Here is a 21,917-nt window from a genome sequence, read left to right on the forward strand (position 1 = left end):
GTTGTTGTTGGCCAGGAAACAGCGATTGCGCATTCAACCAGGTCGTGAAATCCCATGTTGGCGCAGTTTGCGATACAGCGTATTGCGGCTAATCCCCAATCGGGCGGCAACACGAGCGACGTGCCAGTGTTCCGCTTCAATCAACTTCAGCAGCGTCTGCCGCTCAGAGACTCCCAGTGGGTCCTCGGCCAACACGGCAGGCGCTGCCGGCAGCAACTCCGCCACGTCTTCCAGAGTGACACGGCCCTCCAGCGCCAATGCGACCAGTGTGCGCAGGCACGTGCGCAGTTGCCGGACATTGCCCGGCCAGGGGTGCGTCAGCAAGCGCTCCCTCACACCTGTCTCCAGGCGAACCCTTGCACCTTTTGACTCTTCGCGCAGCAGCAGGTCGAGCAACCGCCCTTTGTCTGAACGCTCACGCAACGGCGGCAGCTGCACGGCGAAGCCGGCGACGCGATAAAACAGATCTTCGCGAAAACGCCCCTCGGCCACGCAGGCCTGCAGATCCTGGTGGCTGGCACAGATGAGCCGTATGTCCAGCGCACGTGCCGCCGCGGCGCCCAGGGGCACCACCTGACGTTCCTCCAGTACACGCAGCAGCCGAGTCTGTAACGCGAGTGGCATATCGGCTATTTCATCAAGGAACAGAATGCCGCCATGGGCCTGCTCCAGCTTGCCGATCATCCCGTCCTTGCGCGCGCCGGTGAAGCTGCCGCCGCGATAGCCGAACAGCTCGCTCTCGATCAGCGTTTCTGGAATGGCCGCACAATTGATCGCCACAAACGGTTGACTGGCTCTGGAACTGGCGCGATGCAGCGCCGTAGCAAAGGCTTCTTTGCCGGTACCGGTTTCGCCCTGCAGAAACACCGGTACGTCACGCTCCAGCACTCGTAATGCGCGAGCAAAGCCACGTTGCAGGCGCGAGTCTTCCAGACACACGCGCACGTCGTTGATTGGGGGAGTTGCAGGCGTGACGAGAGGCGCATGACGCAAGGGCTCTCGCAACTGTCCGTAGAACTGGCGTCCGTCCGGAAGTCGCATTGGCCAGCAGACACTCGGTTGCGAACTGGCTTGACTCATCACCTGATCGACAGGAGTTTCCAGCAACATCGCCAGCGATTGCCCCACCACCTGGTCACGGCTGAGGCCCAGCAGGTCCAGCGCAGCATGATTGACTGAACGGATACAGGCACTTTCGTCAAAGCTGAGCAGCCCTTCACCCAGCAGTCCGACGAAGCCTGCCTCAGGGTGGAAGCGCAGCAAGTACCGTTGCGGATCATGCCCCAGGAAATAACAGCTCTCGATCAAATTGGCTGTGAGATTGGTCAACGCCATGGCTTTGAAGTGCTGCTGAAGACCCTGTTCCTCGCGCACGGATGAGAGGTTAAGAACGGCGAGCAACTCTCCGCTCGCATCGAATATAGGGCTGGCCGAACACGTCAAGCCGGCGTGCTTGCCACGGAAGTGCTGATCACGACGGATGGTGACGTGCTGTTGCTCGACCAGGCAGGTACCGACACCGTTGGTGCCCTCGCACTCCTCGCTCCACACCGAACCAAGCCACAGCCCGGAACGCTGGAACTCGGCTCGTTCGGATTCGTTGAACACACTGTCAATCGCCACACCACGAGCATCGGTGAGTAGCACGACGTGGCCGTCACCCCCCAGTTGGTGGTGCAGGCTGGTCATCTGCCAGTGCGCCACGGAGATGATGTGCTCCAGGGGCGCGCGGTGATCCAGCAGGCGTGGGTGCTCAACTACATTCGGCGCGCGGCGGCTGGCGGGATCGAGCTGATGCTGATCCAGGCAACGACGCCATGATCGGGTGATGGCAAGGTCAGTCGCATGGCCGTGGCTGGCAGGAATGCCCTGTACAGCTTGCAGCACCTGTTGTGCATGGGCGTTGATAAAGGCCGGCTTCATTGTTCTTGTTCTCCGCTACGGTCAGGACACGGGGCTGTTGCCAGCTTATAGGAAAAGCCGACCGAGAGCGCCCCATGCGCCGCGTGACACTCTGTCATCCACCCTTCCCGAAATCGTGACATGGAACGGAGTCAAAGCCTCGTCCGTATTGCTTCAGCCGCTCTGCAACGGGGCTCTCATAAAGGTGGCCCGGGCCTTGCTCCAAGGCAAGTTGTTACAAAAACAACAAGAACGGGAGAAGCCCATGAACATCGCTGTCGAAACACCCCTGCAAACGCCAACTGCCCAGCTCGCGGCCTGGGTCGACAACCTCGGCGAGCGTCTCGCCCAACGCGACCTGGACGGCGCGCTGCAATTGTTTGCCGAAGAGTGTCACTGGCGTGACCTGCTGCTGTTCAGCTGGAACCTGGTGACCCTGGAAGGCAGGCCTGCCATCCGCGACATGCTCGAAACGCGCCTTGATCAAACTCGGCCCGAGCAATGGACACTCGAAGGTGAGGCCACGCTCAACAACGGTGTGCTCGAAGGTTGGATCAGCCTGGAAACCGCTACGGCGCGAGGTAAAGGCTACGTGCGACTGAAGGAGGGCCTGTGCTGGACGCTGTTGACCACCATGCGCGAGCTCAAAGGCTTTGAAGAACCCAGGGGCCGCCGTCGCCCGATGGGTGCCAATCATGGTCATGCCCATGCCGACAAACGCAACTGGCTGGAACGCCGTCGTGACGAAGAAGCATCACTGGGCATCACCACCCAGCCGTACTGCCTGATCGTGGGTGGCGGCCAGGGTGGGCTGGGGCTCGCCGCACGCCTCAAGCGAATGGGCGTACCAACGCTGATCGTCGACAAGGCCGAGCGTCCTGGCGATCAGTGGCGCGGCCGTTACAAGTCGCTGTGCCTGCACGACCCGGTCTGGTACGACCATATGCCCTACCTGCCCTTCCCCGATCACTGGCCGGTCTTCACCCCAAAAGACCAGATCGGCGACTGGCTGGAGATGTACACCAAGGTCATGGAGCTCAATTATTGGCCGCGCACCGAGTGCGTGAGCGCCAGCTTTGACGAGCAAAGTGGCACCTGGAAGGTGGACGTTCAACGCGATGGTGAGCGTTTGACGCTACAGCCTGCCCAGTTGATCCTCGCCACCGGCATGTCTGGCGTACCCAACGTTCCTGTTTATGCAGGTGCCGAGGTCTTCAACGGCCAGCAGCATCATTCCAGCCGCCATCCCGGCGGAGACGCCTGGCGCGGCAAGCGCGCGGTGGTCATCGGTGCCAACAATTCGGCTCACGATATCTGCGCCGACCTGGTGGAGAACGGCGCCGAGGTGACCATGGTGCAACGCTCCAGCACCCACATCGTGCGCTCCGATAGCTTGATGGATCTGGTCTTCGGTGGGCTCTACTCTGAAGACGCCCTGGAGTCAGGCCTGACCACGGACAAGGCCGACATGCTGTTCGCCTCGATCCCTTACAAGGTGATGCCAAGCTTTCATCAACCCGTGTTTGCCGCGATCAAGGAGCGTGACAAAGACTTCTACGAGCGCTTGACCCAGGCCGGCTTCATGCTCGATTTCGGTGACGACGAGTCTGGCCTTTTCATGAAATACGTACGCCGTGGTTCTGGTTACTACATCGACGTCGGCGCTTCGGAACTGATCGCTAACGGCACGATCAAGCTCAAGAGCGCGCCGGGCCTGGGTGTGGAACGCATCGAAGCAGATGCCGTCGTACTCAACGACGGCAGCCGACTACCGGCCGACCTGATCGTCTACGCCACGGGCTATGGCTCCATGAATGGCTGGGCAGCGAGGCTGATTTCCCAGGAAGTCGCGGACAAGATCGGCCGCTGCTGGGGCTTGGGTTCAGGGACCACGAATGATCCTGGCCCATATGAGGGCGAACTGCGCAACATGTGGAAGCCCACGCAGCAGCAAAACCTCTGGTTCCACGGTGGCAACCTGCATCAGTCACGGCATTATTCGCTGTACCTGGCGTTGCAGCTGAAGGCGCGTTTTGAAGGCATCGACACATCTGTGTACGGCCTGGCGAAGAGTCATCACACTGGCTGAGTAAAAGGGCGCCCGGCCGGGGTTGGGCGCCTCTCCACAATGCCACGGATGTACCGCAGGCTTGTTCGCTGGGTTCTGGTTCAACTTGCGGAACAAGCTAGAGCCCCCTTGCGCTGGGTAACATGCGAAACGGTCAGCCAGCCCGACGCCAACGCCAGCAGTAGCGCACACGTAGACAGAATCCCGCCGACCCAGTTGGGCGCTGCATAACCCAAGCCCACAACGCGCACTGCCCGGCATTTCCAAAAAAAATGCTGGTGCAGACACTGCGCGATGTGCAAGCGCGGGGGCTGGTTACACGCCACGTTCATAGTGTCGTGCTCCCAAGGTGGAATACGCATTGACGCCGCTGGGCAAAATGTTCGCCGAAGCGCCGCAGTCGTCAAACAATCGAATGGATTGGCCTTATGGGATGGGCCGATCCCGCCTAGGTGCAACGTGTTTCCAAGAGGCGCTTTTGTCAGAGTGCCTTGGCCGTGTCGCGCAGCAAATACTTCTGGATTTTGCCCGTCGAGGTCTTCGGCAGCTCGCCGAACACCACGGTTTTGGGCAGTTTGAAACCCGCCAGATGCTCACGGCAGAACTCAATGACATCGGCCTCTCGCGTGTTTCCATACCCGACCTTGAGCGTGATGAACGCGCAGGGTGTTTCGCCCCATTTGTCATCAGGCCGTGCAACCACTGCCGCTTCCAGTACCGCCGGGTGGCGATAAAGGACGCCTTCAACTTCGATGGTGGAAATATTTTCGCCGCCCGAGATGATGATGTCCTTGAGACGATCCTTGATTTCAACATAGCCGTCCGGATGCCGAACAGCCAGGTCGCCGGTATGGAACCAGCCGCCCTTGAAAGCTTCGGCGGTTGCCTCGGGGTTTTTCAGATAGCCTTTCATCACCGTATTACCGCGCATGAAAACCTCACCCATACTGGTGCCGTCGCAAGGCACGGGCTCCAGGGTTTGCGGGTCGGCGACCATCAGTCCTTCAAGGGTCGGATACCGTACGCCTTGGCGTGACTTGATCATCGCGCGCTCGTCCAGCGGCTGTTCATCCCAGTGCGCATGCCAGGCGCACACCGTCACCGGGCCGTAAACCTCGGTCAGGCCATAGACGTGGGTGATCTGGATGCCCATTTCCTCGACCGCACCAATGACCTTCGCCGGCGGTGCCGCCCCTGCAACCATGGCGTTGACCGGATGATCGATAACTGACTTGGCCGATTCCGGCAGATTGACCAGCGCATTGAGGACAATCGGCGCACCACACAGATGACTGACCCTGTGCTCGTGAATCAGTGTGAGAATTTTTTGCGGATCAACCCGACGCAGGAATACATGAGTTCCTGCCAACGCTGTGACGGTCCACGGATAGCACCAGCCATTGCAGTGAAACATCGGCAACGTCCATAGGTACACCGGGTGGTTGCCCATGGCCCAGGTCATCTGATTGCCCAGTGAGTTGAGGTAGGCGCCGCGGTGGTGATAAATCACGCCTTTGGGGCTACCTGTGGTGCCGGAGGTGTAGTTGAGGGAAATGGCTTGCCACTCGTCCTCTGGCCATTGCCAGGCGAACCCGGGGTCGCCCTCGGCAAGAAACGCTTCGTAGTCCAGAGCGCTCACGGCACTGCCTTCGCCGTACTCAGGATCGTTCACATCCACTACCAGCGGCGGATTGGCAAGTGCGCTCAAGGCCTCACGGATCACCCCATGAAACTCACGGTCGGTGATCAACACCTTGGCCTCGCCGTGCTCCAGCATAAAGGCGATGGCCTGCGCATCCAGGCGTATGTTCAGGGTATTGAGAACCGCGCCGATCATTGGCACACCAAAATGCGCTTCGAGCATCGCCGGGATGTTCGGCAGCATGACCGCTACCGTGTCGCCCTTGCCGATGCCCCGCCCGCTGAGCGCACTGGCCAGGCGCCGGCAGCGATCATAGGTTTGTTTCCAGTTGCGCCTTACAGCGCCGTGGATCACCGCCGGATACTGACCGTAGACGCAAGCCGTACGTTCGATGAAGCTCAGTGGTGAAAGGGCAATATGGTTGACTGGCGAGGGCGCCAGGCCCGTTTCGAAAATCGACATGACGTTTTCCTGTGAGGAAACCGCCAGCCGTGTAGTGATGCTGGCAGCGTCCAATGGCTGATTGTTAGCTCTGATCAGGCTTCGATAACGCCTGCGCCTGATCGACGAGGACGCTGCAACGGTTCAGGCAGTCTGTTTGTTGTTTTTGCGCAGGTACGAGCGCCAGGTCATCGCCCAGCGCAGCGGATCTTCCAGCGGTGCGGCCTTCAAACGGTGGATCGCCTGATTATGCGGTGAGGTCTTGACGATCTCCGGGTTCGAGTAGGCTTCGTCGCAAATGTGCGCGAGCACGGCGATCCAGGTATCCAGCGCTTCCTTGCCATACATCTCGCCCGCCTCGGGCGTGAAAGGCTCCGGCACCAGCCACGGGTGATGACTGCTCCACATCGGGTCAATGCCGAAATCGCTCATGCGATTCTGCACATCGTGAACGTCAACCCCGGTGTCTTCCTTGAGTTGCTCAAGGCTGTAGCGCGTCATCTCCATCCGCGGGCTGGTGGCCTCGGGGTGGGAGCGGGTGACGCCGCGTATCGCCAGCAACCCTTTTTCCATGTAGTTGTTGGCCAGCACCGAGATATCGGACGCTTCGGCCATGCCTTGTGCGCCCATGGCACGGGACCAGGCGTAGGCCTTGAGGATGACGGGCACGTTGCCCCAGAACTCACGGATCTTGCCGGCGCTCTGCGGCCGGTCGTGATCCAGGCTGTAGCGCTCACCGTCGAACGCCACTACCGGTGCCGGCAGGAACGGCGCGAGCTCCGCCGAACATCCATAAGCGCCCACCGCCGGGCCGCCGACCCCGCTTTTCGGAGCGCCAAAGGTCTTATGCAGCATAAACATGCACGCATCAAAACCGAGTTCCCGAGCCCGAATCTTGGTCATTGCGCCGTTGAAGTTGGCGTGGTCGTAGAAGCACAGCCCGCCCGCCTCGTGCACCACCCTCACCCATTCCCGGATCTGTGGGTTATACACGCCCATGTCATCGGGATTGTTCACCATCAGCGCAGCCGTTCGATCGGACACGGCGGCCTTGAGTGATTCGAGCGACGGATAACCGTTCTCCTCGATCATTAGCGTGATCACCTTGAACCCCGCCGCCGCCGCGGTCGCCGCACTGCTGGGGTGCGTCTGGATCGTGGTGATGATCTCATCGCGCTGTGCCAGCTCGCCCCGGGAAGCGTGGTAGGCACGGGTCACGGCACAGTTGGTGTAGGCCGCGTCGGCACCGCCACCGGCCTGGAAGATGAACTGATCCATCCCGGACAATTCGCGCAGGATCGTGTCCATGCCATGCACGACTTCCAGGGCACCTTGCAGGGTGTCTTCGTCCTGGTAAGGATGCATGTGAGTGATTTCCGGGCGCCAGGCCATCGCCTCGTTGATCTGCGCGTTGTACTTCATGGTGCAGGTGCCGAACAGACTGATGTTCATCATGCCCAGCGTCTGCTGCGACAGGCGCAGATAGTGGTACAGCACCTCGGGCTCGGACATTTCCGGCAACGCCGGTTTACGCGTACGACGCATGTTCGCAGGGATCAAATCAGCGGCGCTGCCGACAGCCATTTGAACGTCGGCTTCGACATCGGAAAAAATCACACCGCGACGGCCGGGATAGCCCATTTCCAAAATGACCGGTTCGCTCCAGACGGGAGCGTGGTATTGCTTGAGTGCAGTGTTCATTGCGCGATTACCTTTTTGAGTGCAGCAGTCAGACGCTCGAGATCGGCCTGGGTGTGAATCTCGGTGACGCAGTAAAGGGCGCTGGCGCCCAGCTCCGGGAAGTCCTGTGTCAGGTCTTTTCCGCCAAATATCCCGAGGGCGAGAAGTTGCTTGTTGATGTCTTTCACACTCAGGCCAGTCGCGTCGAAATTCACCACGAACTCCTTGAAAAAACCGCTGGGAAAGGTCACGCGCACACCTGGAATGCCCGCCAGCAGCTTCGAGGCATAACGAGCCCGTTGCAGGATGACATTACCCACGTCTTCAAAGCCCTGGGGGCCCATCATTGCCATGTACACGGCATTGGCGATGGCCCACATGTACACCGAGTGCCCGGTCCAGTCGTTACCTTTGTCACGCAGGCCGTAGGACGATTGCTCGAAGAGACTGAGGCCAAAACCGTATTCGCCGGGCTTGGTGGTCTCGGCGATGCTGATGAACAGCGTCGGATACTGGTGGGCATAAAGTTCTTCGTCCCGCGTCGCGATGAAACCGCTGACGCCGCCACCGCAATTCATGTGCACCCCGAGCGGCTGCGTGGTACCCACCACGATGTCCGCTCCGAAATCGATCGGTGCTGCCAGCACACCCAGCGAAATAGGATCGACGCCGACGATCACCTCGGCACCGACCGCATGGGCAATGGCGGCGATGGCGGCGCCCTGCTGTTCGATCACCCCGAAGTAGGACGGGGTTTCGAAATAGACGGCAGCGGTTTGCTCACCGATCAAGGCACGAAGGTGGTCAAGATCGAGCAAGCCGGTTGCCGGGTCATAGTCGACCAGGCGTACGACAATGTGGCTTGGCATGTCGACCGGTTCGCAATAGTTGCGAATGATTGAAAGCCGCTCCGGGTCAATGGCGCGGACCACCGCGACCTCGTTGCGCCCGGTGATGCGGGTGGCCATGCGAATGGCGTGGCCTGCCGCGCAGCCCCAGCTGCGCACAGGCAGGCCTACCAGGTCCATGTTCAGCAGCTCGCCGAGCTGGCTGCAGAACTCGAACCAGGCCTGGTTGCGGCCATGGTCGGAGCTTGGCTCGCCGAATACCGACGTCAGCCACTCGTTGCGGCGCACAACTTCGTCGCAGGCTGCTGGAACGTGATGCTGCCAGCAACCGGCGCCCAGAAAGTTGAGGTTCTGCTCGCACGTCTTGTTCTTCGACAGGATACTCACCAGGTGCCGACGCAATTCGCTTTCGTTCAGAGCCGGTGGCAGGTTGATCGGACGTTGCAGGCGGTGGCCTTCGGGGATTTGCTCGAACAGTTCTGCAATGCTGGCGACACCGATCGAGTCGAGCATCTCTTGCTTGAGTGCGGGAACAGAATTGGCCATGTACGGGTGAGCGACATGATTGCTCATGGGGTTATCCTCGTTTTTTGCGGATGGAATAAATGATCAGGACCGAACCCTGAAAATGACGGATCGGTCAGGTCCTGTGTGCACACGTATGTGGCCGCTGAGCATGGCGTCGACTTCGCCGTCACCGGTGTCGACGCTCAGGCATCCGGCGTCGAGGGAAACAAGTTTGTCCATCGAGGTGATCACAATGATGTTTTCGCGCCCGGTGCGGCGGATCACCTCGGCGCTGATCTGCTGATTACCGCGTCCGAACAAGCTGCCATGGCCGCCAAGCACACCAACGACTATCCGGGTTGCATGACCTTCCATGAGACGCATCAGCGCTTGCTCGTTGAGGTCGGCGCCGACTGACGCACCATCCATGACTGCATCGACGCCAAGCAGGGTTGAAGGCAGGCCGAGCGCAGTCATGACCCGCCGCGTGGTGGTGCCGGGCCCCAACAGGTAGAGGCAGCCGGCCTTCATCTGGCGCACGACCTGCCTGGCTACGGCGTCGAGTGCCAGGTTTTCGTTGGGGACTGAACCGGCCTTGGCGTTCTGCACCAGGTAGCGCTCGTGCGGACTGAGTGCGTAGCCATAGAGGCGCGCCGACACCTGATCAGAGCGCATGGCGGCCTCATCGATGTCCATGACTTCGGCCTCGCGAAAGCGCACCCTGAACTCGCCGGCAATGACATGGGCCGCGAGGCTGCCAGCGTTCTGCGGATTGGTAGCGAACACGGCAGAGTACATTTTCACGCCCGAGGGAATTCCGAGGATGGGCACGCGATCGCCGACGCTCTCCAGCACATCACGCGCGGTCCCATCCCCTCCGGCGAACAGCAGCAGATCGACGTCGGCGGCTGCCATGACGAGGGCCGCGTTTCGAGTATCTTCGGGCCGGCTCGCCCCAGGTAATGGTCGGTATACAACGACAGGGTCGAGACCGGCGGCGCGAGCGACGTCTTCGCCCTGGTCGCCAGCGCCGGTCAACAGTCGAAATGGCGTCGCCGAGGCTGCCAGGTGCTTGAGCGCCAGGGTGGCCCGTTCGCTCGAGACGGGTCGTGCGCCTCGGCGTATCGCTTCGCGCAGAACCTCAGGGCCATCAGTGCCCTTGAGGCCCACACGCCCGCCCATGCCGGCGACAGGGTTGACAATCAGCCCAATGGTTTTGGAATGGCCGGCGTCAAGGCCTGGACTATCGGAGTCGCGCTGCTCACGCATTGCTCGGTATCCTGTGCTGAATGGCGGCGTATCACAGGCAGAGCAGCACACTGCCCGGACTTATTGCATACGCCATGTATGTCAGTCACAATACGACATACGAGCCGTATGTCAACTCGCATACGCCACGAATGTTATTTTTTTGATAAGGAAGAGGACCAATGGCGCAGAAGCGTGCAGACATGATTACCGAGACCCGCGGCAAGCTGATCAAGGCGGCGCGCGATGCATTCGCTGCGAAGGGCTATGCGCAGAGTTCGATGGATGATCTGACCGCTAAAGCCGGGCTGACCCGCGGTGCGCTCTACCATCACTTCGGTGACAAGAAAGGTTTGCTACAGGCTGTCATCGCCCAGATCGATGAAGAGATGATGGCGCGATTGTCGGTCATCATCGCGCAGGCAAATACCACTTGGGATGGTTTTGTCGATGAGTCCATCGCTTACATCAAGATGTCGCTGGAGCCTGAAATCCAGCGCATTGTGTTCCTCGACGGCCCCTCGGTGCTGGGCGATCCGTCGCAATGGCCAGGCCAGAATGCGTGCATCCGCAGCACCCAGCGCAGCATTGAGAAGCTGATCGATGAAGGCACGATCCGTGCGGTCAATTCCGAAGCGACGGCGCGCCTGATCATGGGCGCCCTGCTCGGCGCGTCCTTGTGGGTTGCCAATGCCGAGGATCCGCAAAAGGCTTGCGAGCAGGTGGCCGAAAGCTTCCTGGCATTGGTGTGCGGATTGCTACTGGAGAGTGGAAAGGGTCATCAGCCTGAGTCAGTCACGTCGGCTGACCCCGTTTCTTCGCAAAACGGTACTGCCCACTAAGCCTTTCCTGCATTCAGGCGAGGGGACATTGCAGAAGCCGCTTCGTCATCGTCATCGACGTTTGCAACGATTGCCCCGTGCGCTGCAGCTTGTTCAGCAAACTGGCACCCAACCAAAGTTGGTAGAGGGTTTCGGCCAGCTGACGAGCGTCGGCATCCGGAAGACTTTTATCCAGTTGGCCCTGTTCGATGCACACCGTGATGCGCGCGACGATGCGCTCGGCGCCATCACGGAGCGTGAGGCGCATCGATTCGGAAAGGTCGGCGACCTCTGCACTTAACTTCACCACCAGGCATTCGTCGCCATGGCCTTCCAGGGTGCAGCGGTTCTGCCAGCCCTGCCAGTAATCCATCAGCCGCTCGCAGGCATTGAGCCCGGGCAGTGTCAGACGTCGTTCCATGTCCGACAGGTAGCCTACAAAGTAATCCTCAAGCAGCGCCTGCCCGTAGAATTCCTTGGATTTGAAGTAGTGATAGAACGAGCCCTTGGGCACACCGGCAGTCTGCAGGATCTCGTTCAGGCCAACGCTGGTGAAGCCTTTTTCGGCCATCATTCGGTGGCCGGTATCGAGCAGGTGTTGGCGGGTATCGTCGTAGGTCGGTTTCATGGGGCGCAAAATACCAAACAATAGACCAGTCGTATATTTCTGATGGGCAGGAGTTTGCCATAGAGCGCGGCCGGAAACACACCTGAAAGAATTTACTAGACGACTGGTCTAATTGGAAACTATGCTGTGCCCCTCACTCCTTCCCGGGTGTCGAAGGCGAACCCGTCCTCGGACACCTGACCAACACAGGGCGCCCTATGAAAATCTTGATGGTTCTGACTTCCCACGACCAACTTGGCAACACCGGCAAAAAAACCGGTTTCTGGCTCGAAGAGTTTGCGGCCCCCTACTACGCCTTCAAGGATGCCGGCGCAGAAATCACCCTGGTGTCGCCGGCCGGTGGCCAGCCACCGCTCGATCCAAAAAGCGATGAGCCCGGTGCGCAGACCGCCGAAACCGACCGGTTCCGCCAGGACCCTGCAGCGCAATTGGCACTGGCCCATACAGGGCGCCTGGCCGAGGTCAGCGCTGACGATTTTGATGCCGTGTTTTACCCCGGTGGACATGGCCCGCTGTGGGATCTGGCTGAAGACAAGCATTCCATCGCCTTGATCGAAGCCTTCGACCGCAGCCACAAGCCCCACGGCTTCGTCTGCCATGCGCCGGGCGTACTGCGTCACGTCCTCGCTGCTGATGGCAAGCCGTTGATTGAGGGTCGGGGCGTGACCGGTTTCACCAATGCTGAAGAAGCGGCCGTGGGCCTGACGGAAGTCGTGCCGTTCCTGATCGAAGACGAATTCCAGCGTCTGGGCGGGCGCTATTCCAAAGTGACCGACTGGCAGGTTCATGTCGTCGCTGACGGCCAGTTGGTAACCGGTCAGAACCCTGCCAGCTCGGCGGCCGTCGCCGAAAAGCTGCTGCAAATGCTGGCCTGACGGGTATCAACTCACTGCCCAGGCACCGCGCGCGTCTTTTTGCACACGGTGTTTTTTTCGCCCCATCGATAGTCGACTGGTCTAATACCCAGCGAACAGGTATCCCATGAAAAACAGCGCTTACTTCACACCCGTCACCCTTGGCCGGCATACCCTGAAGAACCGTATCGTTCTGCCTCCCCTCACCCGCCAGCGCAGCACGCAACCGGGCAATGTCGCCAACCCGTTGATGGCCGAGTATTACCAGCAACGCGCCAGCGCGGGTCTACTGGTCACTGAAGGCACGCAAATCGAGCCTCGGGGTCAGGGATACGCCTGGACGCCCGGCATCCACACACCTGAACAAATTGCCGGATGGCGCACGGTCACCGAGGCTGTTCATGCCAAAGACGGCGTGATCTTCGCTCAGCTCTGGCACGTCGGGCGGGTGTCCCACACCGCGTTGCAGCCTGATGGTGCGGCACCGGTGTCAGCTTCCGCGATCGCCACCGAGCGTGTCAGCGTATTTATCGAAACGGCGCCGGGTGCCGGTGCGCTTGTTGCGCCATCCGCTCCGCGAGCGCTGAGCACGGATGAAGTCCAGGAACTGGTTCAGTTGTATATCCAGGCTGCGCGCAATGCGATGGACGCCGGCTTCGACGGCATCGAACTGCACTGTGCCAACGGTTATCTGGTAAACCAGTTCATTTCTGCTCACAGCAATGTGCGCACCGATCAGTACGGTGGCTCTCTGGGTAACCGCCTGCGTTTTCTGCGTGAAGTGGTGGCGGGCGTCGCCGAGTGCATCGGCCGGGAAAAGGTCGGCGTGCGTTTCGCGCCGCTGTTCACCACCACCGATGAAGCGCGGACCTATCTGGGGATGGTGGAGGAAGACCCGCACACGACCTACATTGAAGCGATCAAGGTGCTTGAAGATGTGGGCATTGCCTACCTGTCCATCGCCGAAGCCGATTGGGACGACGCGCCGATGATGCCGCACGCCTTTCGTCGTGCGGTGCGCGAAACGTTCAGTGGCGCGATCATTTATGCCGGACGTTACAACGCCGAATCCGGCGCGCGATTGCTTGAGTCAGGCTTGGCAGACCTGGTCGCTTTTGGCCGCCCGTTCATGGCCAATCCGGATCTGCCAGCGCGGATCGCCCACGACTGGCCGCTCAACCCACTGAACCCGGTCACGGTCTACGGCGGTAATGCCGAAGGCTATGTGGATTACCCGACCTACGAGTAATCCCTGGTTTAGCAACGCGCTCCCATCTCCCCGGGCTATCTCCCTTCCGTTGCCCTCCCGCGCTCTTTGATCTGACGTTCTCGTTGCTACACAAAAAGATGGCTGACGCATTGTCAGGGGGTTTTTTTCAGCCTATCTTGAATAAAACCTATACAGATCAGTTTCCGTCGTACAACTATTAAGGAATGGACTGGGCAAGCCCACGTTGACGACCCCTACTCCATCCGCCGAGTACGACGCTGCAATCGGCAAGTTGCATTGCGCGAAAACCGCGATTCCATCTTTGGGCGGGCGCCAGAAACCTGTACACCACAGGGCACCTGTACAAGCATATAAGGCAACAAAATTCATCCTCAGCACCTGTTCACCCAGGGAGAAAGGTAATGACACGACGTTTGGTTTTACTGGGTTTGGTACTCAGCATTGCGAGCTGTGGCAGCGTGGATGTCACCCACTATGCGGATCAGCAACCGGCATTAAATCTGGAGCGCTTTTTCAGCAAACCGGTCAAAGCCTGGGGGATGTTTCAGAAGCGTTCCGGCGAGGTGGCCAAGCGTTTCGAGGTCGACATCGTCAGCCGTCGTGAGGGCAACAACCTGATTCTCGATGAGCGCTTCCTGTACAGCGACGGCACCCGCCAACGCCGCGTCTGGACCCTCACGCCCGAGGGCCAGGGACGTTGGAGCGGTCGCGCCGATGACGTAGTGGGTGTCGCCAAAGGCGAAATCGCCGGCAATGCCTTGCGCTGGCGTTATCGCCTGAACCTGCCGGTTGACGGCACAACCTATGAAATGAGCATGGACGACTGGATGTACCTGATGGACGAGGACACGTTGATCAACCGCACCAGCATGTCCAAGCTGGGCGTCGAGGTTGGCCAGGTGACGTTGTTCTTCCGACGCCAGGGTTCAGGAGAAACCCATTGAACACGTTCACCATGAACTCCCTCGGCGACGGCTATCGCGCCCTGGTGATCGGCGCGAGTGGTGCCCTGGGTACGGCTTTTTGCGAGTTGCTCGGCAAGGACCCGCGATGTGCCGGGGTTCGCCAACTGGGGCGCAATACAGTGCCCGCACTGGATCTGGAGCAACCCGAAACCATCGCCAGCGCCGCCGCTGAATTGGCAGCGCAAGCACCGTACCAGTTGATCGTGCACGCCGCCGGCCTGCTCCATCGTGACCAGATCAAGCCGGAAAAAAGCTACAGCGCGATTGAGCATGAGGCGCTGCAGGCCGTGTTTCAAGTGAACGCGCTAGGGCCGGCGCTGGTGTTGCGGCACTTTTTGCCGTTGCTTGATGCCCGGGGCGCGATGGCAGTGCTCTCGGCGAAAGTCGGCAGCATCGGCGACAACCGTTTGGGTGGCTGGTACGCCTATCGCGCCTCCAAGGCCGCGCTGAATATGCTGATCAAGACCGCCGCTATCGAACTGGCCCGTACTCGTCCGCAGAGCCGACTGCTGAGTCTGCACCCAGGCACGGTCGTGTCGGGGTTGTCGCAACCATTTCGTGGGGCTACCGGCGCACGTCCGGCGGACGTTGCCGCGGCTGAACTCTTGAGCCTGATTGATCAGTTGACGCCGGCCGACAGCGGACATTTTTTTGCCTACAACGCAGAGCGCCTGCCCTGGTAGGCAGGGAACAAGCATGAACCTGCAGACGCCGGACTGAACAGATATGAACAAGCGCCATCGGTTGTGCCTGGTCCTGGGTGACCAGTTGTCCTTTGACCTGGCTTCCTTGCAGAAACTCGATGCCCAGTGCGATACGGTGCTGCTGGTCGAGGTCATGGAAGAAGCCAGCCATGTCCCCCACCATCCGCAGAAAATCGCCCTGATCTTCAGTGCCATGCGCCATTTCGCCAAGGCCCTGCAAGACCAGGGTTTGCACGTCGAGTACGTGACCCTGGATGACCCGCAAAACAGCGGTTCGGTGGCGAGTGAACTGCGACGCTGGCAACAGCTGTTGCAAGCAGAGCAAGTACACGTCACCGAGTGCGGGGACTGGCGGCTGGAACAGGCGCTCAAGGACTGTGGCCTGGCCATCCATTGGCACGCCGACACGCGCTTTGTGTGCAGTCGCGCTGAGTTCGGCGCTTGGGCGCAAGGTAAAAAGCAGTTGCGCATGGAGTTCTTCTACCGCGAGATGCGGCGCAAGAGCGGGTTATTGCTCAATGGCGACGGCTCTCCGGTAGGCGGCGCGTGGAATTTCGATGCCGAGAACCGCAAGGCCCTGCCCAAAGGGGTGAAAGCGCCCTACCCGGTGCACTTCAGTAACGACGCCATCACCTGCGATGTGCTTGCGCTGGTCAGGGCGCGCTTCAACCATCACTACGGCGCACTCGACAACTTCGACTATCCGGTCACACATGCCGACGCACAGGCGCTGTGGGCGTATTTTCTGGATTATGGCCTGGCAGGGTTCGGCGACTATCAGGACGCCATGGCCAGTGATGAACCTTTTCTATTTCATGCGCGCATCAGTGCGGCGCTCAATATTGGCCTGCTGGACCTGCGTCAGTTGTGCAGCGACGTGGAAGCTGCATATTGGGCGCACCGGATTCCACTCAATGCCGCCGAAGGCTTCATTCGCCAGCTCATCGGCTGGCGCGAATATGTACGGGGCGTCTATTGGCTGAAAATGCCCGGTTACGCCGATGGCAATCTATTCGGCAACAGCCGGCCTCTTCCAGAGTTCTACTGGACGGGCGACACCCGAATGAACTGCATGGGACAGGCGATCGGCCAGAGTTTGAAGCATGCCTACGCCCACCATATCCAGCGGCTGATGGTGACCGGCAACTTTGCACTGTTGGCCGGCATCGCGCCGAGCCAGATTTGCGAATGGTACCTGGCGATCTACATGGACGCCTTTGACTGGGTCGAACTGCCCAATACGCTGGGCATGGTCATGCACGCCGACGGCGGTTACCTGGGTTCCAAGCCTTATTGCGCCAGTGGTCAATATATAAAGCGGATGTCTGACTACTGCCGCAACTGCGCCTACAAAGTCAGTGAGAGCACGACGGACGACGCCTGTCCTTTCAATTCACTCTACTGGCATTTCCTGATGCGTCATGGCGACCTGCTGCGCAGCAACCAGCGCATGAGCATGGTCTACAAAAACCTCGACCGCATGACCGAGCCCAAGCAGCAAGCGCTGTGGGAGCGGGGCCAGAAACTGCTCGCCAAACTGGATGCCGGGGAGTCACTGTGAAAAAAAGTGAGCTCCCGGTCAAGGTTTGCGCGGTCTGCGGATTGCCCTTCGCCTGGCGCAAGAAATGGGCACGTTGCTGGAACGAAGTGCGTTATTGCTCGGAGCGTTGCCGGCGATGTAGATGACTTGGACAGTGAAAAAGAAAACCTGAACACGATTTTAATGCGCAACGAAAAAACCTATACATGCATAGTTTTTTGTATAGGTTTTTTTGGATGTATGTCATTCTGATATTGGTCAGCCATTACTGGATGCTCGCTGCCTAACTAACGCCGTTACGGCTCTTTCGGCAACCGCGATTCGTATCTGATTTCACAGGTTTATTGTACATCTGACATCGATCTGCATAGCTTTCCGTTGGCTTGAAGGAAATGCCAGGCAGCCCATATCCACTGAGGTATGCATGTTCAACTCGACAATCAAAAAAGAACTGGCCGTCAGCCAGCGGCGCTTGGCTGACAGTGAAGCCACCCTTGCAGCCTTAGGTGGCTCCATGGCCCTGATTGAGTTCCAGCCTGATGGCACGATCCTCAGTGCCAATAGCAACTTCCTGAGGGTAATGGGCTATAGCGTTGAAGAAATCCAATCTCGGCATCACCGCTTATTCTGTACGCCGAAATACGCCAACAGCGCTGCTTATCAAGGCTTTTGGTCACGCCTGGGTAATGGCGAGTTCATCAACGACCGCTTCCTGCGCCTGGATAAACAGGGGCGTGAGCTCTGGCTGGAGGCCAGCTATAACCCTGTTCGCGATACCACCGGACGGGTGATCAAGGTCGTCAAGATTGCGACGGATGTAACTGCCCAGGTTCAGAAGGAACAAGAGCAGGAGAGCCAGATCAAGGCGATAAACCGGTCCATGGCAACCATCGAGTTCAACCGGCAGGGAGAAGTCGTCAGCGCCAACGAAAACTTCCTTGCAGTGCTGGGTTACCGCTTGGAAGAGATTGTTGGCAAGCACCACCGGCTGTTCTGTGAGCTTAGCGAAATCGAATCCCCCGATTACCGGCAGTTCTGGGAGCGCCTGAATCAGGGCGAATTTTTCTCAGGCAGCTTCAAGCGCCTTAACAAACAGGGACGCGCAGTCTGGTTACGTGCGACTTACAATCCGGTGTTCGACGCCAACGGCGATCTTTACAAAATAGTCAAGTATGCGAGCGATATTACTGATCAGGTTCTACAGCAGGAAACCGAGTCACGAGCAGCGCGCATGGCTTATGAGACTTCACTGAAAACTGACGATACAGCCCACGAAGGAGCCCGTGTCGTGCAGGACACCGTGGAGGTCATGCAAAGCCTGGCCGACGAGTTGAATCGCGCAGCCGAAGGTGTCAATGCCGTCAGTCAGCAGTCGGAAATAATCAGCAGTATCGTGCAGACCATCCGTGGGATTGCCGAGCAGACTAATCTTCTGGCGCTCAATGCGGCCATCGAAGCGGCTCGTGCCGGAGATCAGGGGCGAGGTTTTGCCGTGGTTGCTGACGAAGTGCGCAACTTGGCCGCACGCACGAGTCAAGCCACTGTCAGGATTGTCGAGGTGGTGCAGCACAATCGTGAATTGGCCACGGGGGCAGTGGCCAGGATGGAGACGAGTAAAGACAAGGCAGAACAAGGCGTCAAATTAGCCGGTGAGGCGGGTCAAGTGATTCTCGATATTCAGGACAGTGCTCGTCAGGTCGTACAGGCGATCAGCCATTTCGCCTCGACATTAGCACGCTGACTCAGCGATCAGCAGAGCACTTTAATAAAGCCTGAAACGCTGGGCAGCGTTGTGGCGCCCACCTCTACGACGGGGCCATCCCCATTGATAACACCTGTGGCGACAAACAGGGGCGGAGCGTTGCCCGCGGTTCCGAGGCAACACTCCCCTGAAACAGCCCTAACGAAAATCCAGCCAGTTTGAGATTCCCGAACTCAGCGAAAGGCAGCTCGCGTAGCGCTTGCACGCCTTGACGCTGGCCGACTCCGCCGGCACCGACATCTGTACAACCAACACCAGGAGAAACACTACTAACAAAGGAAAGGTGTAGGCATTTTTTATTTTCATTTTGTATTCCCTCATTGCCTTCAAATCGGACCTGAGTCATCACCATGGACTCAAGGTGGCTGTGTCCCTGGGAGCGGCGCCTTGGAGAGTATTCGCTTGCTTCTCGAAGGCGCCCTGCTCCCTCTATCAGCGCTCGTCGACCGTTATGAACTCGCGACGCAGCGCCATTGAAGCGGGCACGTCGTCCTCATTGGTGAAGAATTGCTCATACCACTCGCGCAACTGATAGACCGGGCCGTCGGTTTCTGCGAGCACCGGCTTGTCGATACGGATTTTGTGCTTCCAGATCACCACGTCCTGGTAGAACGAGTCCCGGTTGCCCTGGACATAGGCCCTGGCCACTTCCTGGTTTTGCTCTTCCGTCCAGCCCGGTACGCGCTTGACCATGCAACCAAAGCGCAAGTCAAAACTGTTTGGCGTCACTGGCACGTGGCTGTTGAGCAGAATGGCGTGGATCCGCGCATCGCCGAACATCGAACTGATATGGGTGAAGTGAGTGGCCGGACCGTAATAGGCCGATGGTGCGATCAGGTCACCACCCAGGCGCTCGGAGTCACCATGAAAAATCTGATGGCCGATGTGCCCTTCGAAAATGTTGGCGAAATACTTGGTTGGCGTACCGTGCACCGGCCCGAAATGCTGGGCATCCACCAGGTTATCGACCAACTCCCGTGGGTTGGTTTCGATCAGCATGGTGTCGATGTTCCAGTTATGAATCCAGTCCGGGTCGTCCATCTCAGGGAGGTGCGGAATGATCACGCCCTCTTTGGGCGGACGGCCTTCGGGGTTGTTCCAGACGAACAACAGGTTGTTCTCCTCGCAGGTCAACCAACTGCGCGTCTTGGCCTTGGGTGGAATGCGCTTGCAGTAAGGGATCTCCACGCATTTGCCGCCGGTGTCGTACTTCCAGTGATGGAACGGGCATACCAGTCTGTCGTTCTCGATGGTGCCCTGTGACAGGTCGGCGCCCATGTGCGGACAGTAGGCATCGAGAATACTGATGACGCCCTGGCTATCGGCAAACGCCACCAGCCGAGTGCCGAAGATTTCCAGGGTATGAGGCTTGCCATCACGGTAATCGTTGGCATTGCCCAGGCAGTGCCAGCCGCGCGCGTAACGGTGGGTACGCTGGGCATTCTCGATGTTGATTTCAGCGAGTTTCGTCATTGTTATTATTCCTCAAATGCAGACTTCGGGGCAGGCGATGCCCCCAAGAAATACCGGGTAATCCCATGGCGGATATCATTGAGCAGTCGCGCAGCAAGATCATCGTGCAGTTGGACTAGATCAAATGAGAGCTACTCTCAAAGCGCGCCCCTGAAACAGCGGGCGCCCTGTTTCCTGCTTACTGGCCGAAGCGGCGAGCGGCTTCCGGGCCGAAGTCCCTGGGACTGAAACCGGGTTTGTTCAACAGGTAACCGTTGCGCTGCTCGTTGATCAGGTTGAACGCCAGGTAGCTGCCGGCATTGAGGTCGTAGTACAGGCCGACGCCCGCCTGCTGGGCCTGGCTCTCGTAGGCATAGAAGTAGTTGACCATCGAGGTGCGCCACAACTCGCCACGGTTGTCGTAGTTGTCGGCGAGCATCGGAAACCAGGTGTCTTCGTCGACATACAACTTGCGTTTGCCATACAGGTGGCGATAGCCAGGTTTGAGAGTGCCTTCCAGTTCCCAGACCCTGTGACGCTCATAACGCATGGCATCGGGGTTGATATGACCGGGAGTCAACAGGCTGGCGTAGGTGAGCTTGGCGTCGTGCAGACGATAGGTGTTGTACGGAATGTACATTTCCCGTTTGCCAACGATCTTCCAGTCGTAGCGCTGGCCGGACCCGTTGAACAGGCGCACTTCATCCACAGTGATCGAGCCGCCACTGCCGGGGAATGACATGTCGAAACCATAGCCCGGCGATTGACGCACGCGCCGGGTGCCTGGATCGTAACGCCAGGCCTGGCGCGGTTCGGTTTTGTCGTTCCAGAATTCGGTGCCGGTGTTGATCTCACCCTTGTCCCGTTGCGGTAGCAGGGTTTCGTTGAGATAGAACGACGAGTTGCCGGTGGTATCGCCGATCTTGCCTGGTTCCAATGCTGGGGCCAGGTTGCGCGAATGCACCCTGCCCCAGTTGATATTGCCGTCCTTGAGCACGTAGGCGTTATCGGAGGTGTACTCTTCGGTCCAGGCCCGCAAGGTGAAGGTCGAGGCATTCTTCAACAGCTCCAGCCCGCTGCGCGGCACCGGGAATGGTGTGCCGCCGGTCTTGCCGACGACCCCTTCACCGTCATCCACCAGACGCGCCACGCTGGCGTTTTCCCGAGTGGCCTGGCATACCGAGTCACTGACGCGAAAATCCCTGTGCGAGGGATACACCGGCATTTTGTAGGTGGCCGGGTACAATTTGAACAGGGCTTTTTGCCCGTCAGACAGGGAGTCACTGTATTGCGCGATGTTCTGCGCAGTGATCACAAACAACGGCTTTTCGTCCGGGTACGGATCCACGGGGTGGTGCCCCGTACCTTTGAAATCAACATGGGGCGGCGCGCCCAACCACTTGCCACTGAACGCCGGGATACTGCCATCGGCATTGCCGGCCTGTTCCGCGCCCAGGCATGTCAAGTCTTTGCCAAGGCGCGGGATGTCCTCCGGTGCTGCGTTTGCGGTGCCGATGGCACAGCATCCAAATAACAACGTCAAGGCCCAGCCAGGGGACTTATTACTGCCGGTCATTTTTATTCTCCTTGGGTTCGACAACGGTTGCCCAGTATCGACAGGCAA

General features: G+C 59.2%; 17 protein-coding genes. 9 read left to right on the forward strand and 8 right to left on the reverse strand.

The features are described from left to right. Positions 1–33 precede the first annotated feature (33 nt). Positions 34–1,923, reverse strand: coding sequence for a sigma-54-dependent Fis family transcriptional regulator (locus tag EQV97_RS03935; RefSeq protein WP_240888458.1), 1,890 nt, complete (start codon positions 1,921–1,923; stop codon positions 34–36). 244 nt (positions 1,924–2,167) lie between these two features. Between EQV97_RS03935 and EQV97_RS03940 the strand changes: the two genes are divergently transcribed. Next, on the forward strand, positions 2,168–3,991 hold the full coding sequence (locus EQV97_RS03940) for an NAD(P)/FAD-dependent oxidoreductase (RefSeq protein WP_240888459.1): 1,824 nt from the start codon (positions 2,168–2,170) through the stop codon (positions 3,989–3,991). 460 nt (positions 3,992–4,451) lie between these two features. Here EQV97_RS03940 and EQV97_RS03945 read toward each other — a convergent pair whose 3' ends face one another. From EQV97_RS03945 to EQV97_RS03960, 4 genes are all read right to left on the reverse strand, one after another. Continuing rightward, entirely contained in the window at positions 4,452–6,074 is a 1,623-nt protein-coding gene (locus tag EQV97_RS03945; protein WP_240888460.1) for an acyl-CoA synthetase, read from the reverse strand. Positions 6,075–6,197: 123 nt separating this feature from the next. Then, the gene (gcvPB, locus tag EQV97_RS03950) at positions 6,198–7,754 is read right to left on the reverse strand and encodes an aminomethyl-transferring glycine dehydrogenase subunit GcvPB (RefSeq protein WP_122839864.1); all 1,557 of its coding nucleotides are present in this window, start codon (positions 7,752–7,754) and stop codon (positions 6,198–6,200) included. After that, complete coding sequence (gene gcvPA, locus EQV97_RS03955) at positions 7,751–9,154, reverse strand: aminomethyl-transferring glycine dehydrogenase subunit GcvPA (protein ID WP_122839863.1); 1,404 nt, start codon at positions 9,152–9,154, stop codon at positions 7,751–7,753. Before gcvPA ends, gcvPB begins: the two co-directional genes overlap by 4 nt. Positions 9,155–9,190: 36 nt before the next feature. Further along, positions 9,191–10,357, reverse strand: coding sequence for an ATP-NAD kinase family protein (locus EQV97_RS03960; protein WP_240888461.1), 1,167 nt, complete (start codon positions 10,355–10,357; stop codon positions 9,191–9,193). 161 nt (positions 10,358–10,518) lie between these two features. On the opposite strand from EQV97_RS03960, the gene EQV97_RS03965 reads away from it, so the two are divergent. Next, positions 10,519–11,178 (forward strand): TetR/AcrR family transcriptional regulator, encoded by a 660-nt coding sequence (locus EQV97_RS03965; RefSeq protein ID WP_225569739.1) that lies wholly within the window; start codon positions 10,519–10,521, stop codon positions 11,176–11,178. 13 nt (positions 11,179–11,191) lie between these two features. Here EQV97_RS03965 and EQV97_RS03970 read toward each other — a convergent pair whose 3' ends face one another. After that, the gene (locus tag EQV97_RS03970; protein WP_240888462.1) at positions 11,192–11,785 is read right to left on the reverse strand and encodes a TetR/AcrR family transcriptional regulator; all 594 of its coding nucleotides are present in this window, start codon (positions 11,783–11,785) and stop codon (positions 11,192–11,194) included. Positions 11,786–11,982: 197 nt separating this feature from the next. On the opposite strand from EQV97_RS03970, the gene EQV97_RS03975 reads away from it, so the two are divergent. From EQV97_RS03975 to EQV97_RS04005, 7 genes are all read left to right on the forward strand, one after another. Continuing rightward, entirely contained in the window at positions 11,983–12,660 is a 678-nt protein-coding gene (locus EQV97_RS03975) for a type 1 glutamine amidotransferase domain-containing protein (protein ID WP_240888463.1), read from the forward strand. 106 nt (positions 12,661–12,766) lie between these two features. Further along, entirely contained in the window at positions 12,767–13,888 is a 1,122-nt protein-coding gene (locus EQV97_RS03980) for an alkene reductase (protein WP_240888464.1), read from the forward strand. Positions 13,889–14,271: 383 nt separating this feature from the next. Further along, positions 14,272–14,814 (forward strand): DUF3833 domain-containing protein, encoded by a 543-nt coding sequence (locus EQV97_RS03985; RefSeq protein WP_240888465.1) that lies wholly within the window; start codon positions 14,272–14,274, stop codon positions 14,812–14,814. Next, the gene (locus EQV97_RS03990; RefSeq protein WP_240888466.1) at positions 14,811–15,518 is read left to right on the forward strand and encodes an SDR family NAD(P)-dependent oxidoreductase; all 708 of its coding nucleotides are present in this window, start codon (positions 14,811–14,813) and stop codon (positions 15,516–15,518) included. The genes EQV97_RS03985 and EQV97_RS03990 overlap by 4 nt, the downstream gene beginning before the upstream one ends. Before the next feature lie 43 nt (positions 15,519–15,561). Beyond that, positions 15,562–17,100 (forward strand): cryptochrome/photolyase family protein, encoded by a 1,539-nt coding sequence (locus tag EQV97_RS03995; protein ID WP_240888467.1) that lies wholly within the window; start codon positions 15,562–15,564, stop codon positions 17,098–17,100. Next, positions 17,097–17,225, forward strand: a complete 129-nt coding sequence (locus EQV97_RS04000; RefSeq protein ID WP_122839855.1) for a DUF2256 domain-containing protein — start codon at positions 17,097–17,099, stop codon at positions 17,223–17,225. The genes EQV97_RS03995 and EQV97_RS04000 overlap by 4 nt, the downstream gene beginning before the upstream one ends. A gap of 278 nt (positions 17,226–17,503) precedes the next feature. Further along, the gene (locus EQV97_RS04005) at positions 17,504–18,820 is read left to right on the forward strand and encodes a PAS domain-containing methyl-accepting chemotaxis protein (RefSeq protein WP_201146879.1); all 1,317 of its coding nucleotides are present in this window, start codon (positions 17,504–17,506) and stop codon (positions 18,818–18,820) included. Positions 18,821–19,273: 453 nt separating this feature from the next. On the opposite strand, the gene EQV97_RS04010 is transcribed toward EQV97_RS04005, so the two are convergent. Continuing rightward, entirely contained in the window at positions 19,274–20,314 is a 1,041-nt protein-coding gene (locus EQV97_RS04010; protein WP_045058503.1) for a Rieske 2Fe-2S domain-containing protein, read from the reverse strand. Positions 20,315–20,492: 178 nt separating this feature from the next. Beyond that, positions 20,493–21,869: a DUF1329 domain-containing protein gene (locus tag EQV97_RS04015; protein ID WP_122839853.1), complete on the reverse strand. Its 1,377-nt coding sequence runs from the start codon at positions 21,867–21,869 to the stop codon at positions 20,493–20,495. Between the last annotated feature and the right edge of the window lie 48 nt (positions 21,870–21,917).

Source organism: Pseudomonas sp. TMW22090, from assembly GCF_022496665.1.
Classification (GTDB): domain Bacteria; phylum Pseudomonadota; class Gammaproteobacteria; order Pseudomonadales; family Pseudomonadaceae; genus Aquipseudomonas; species Aquipseudomonas gregormendelii.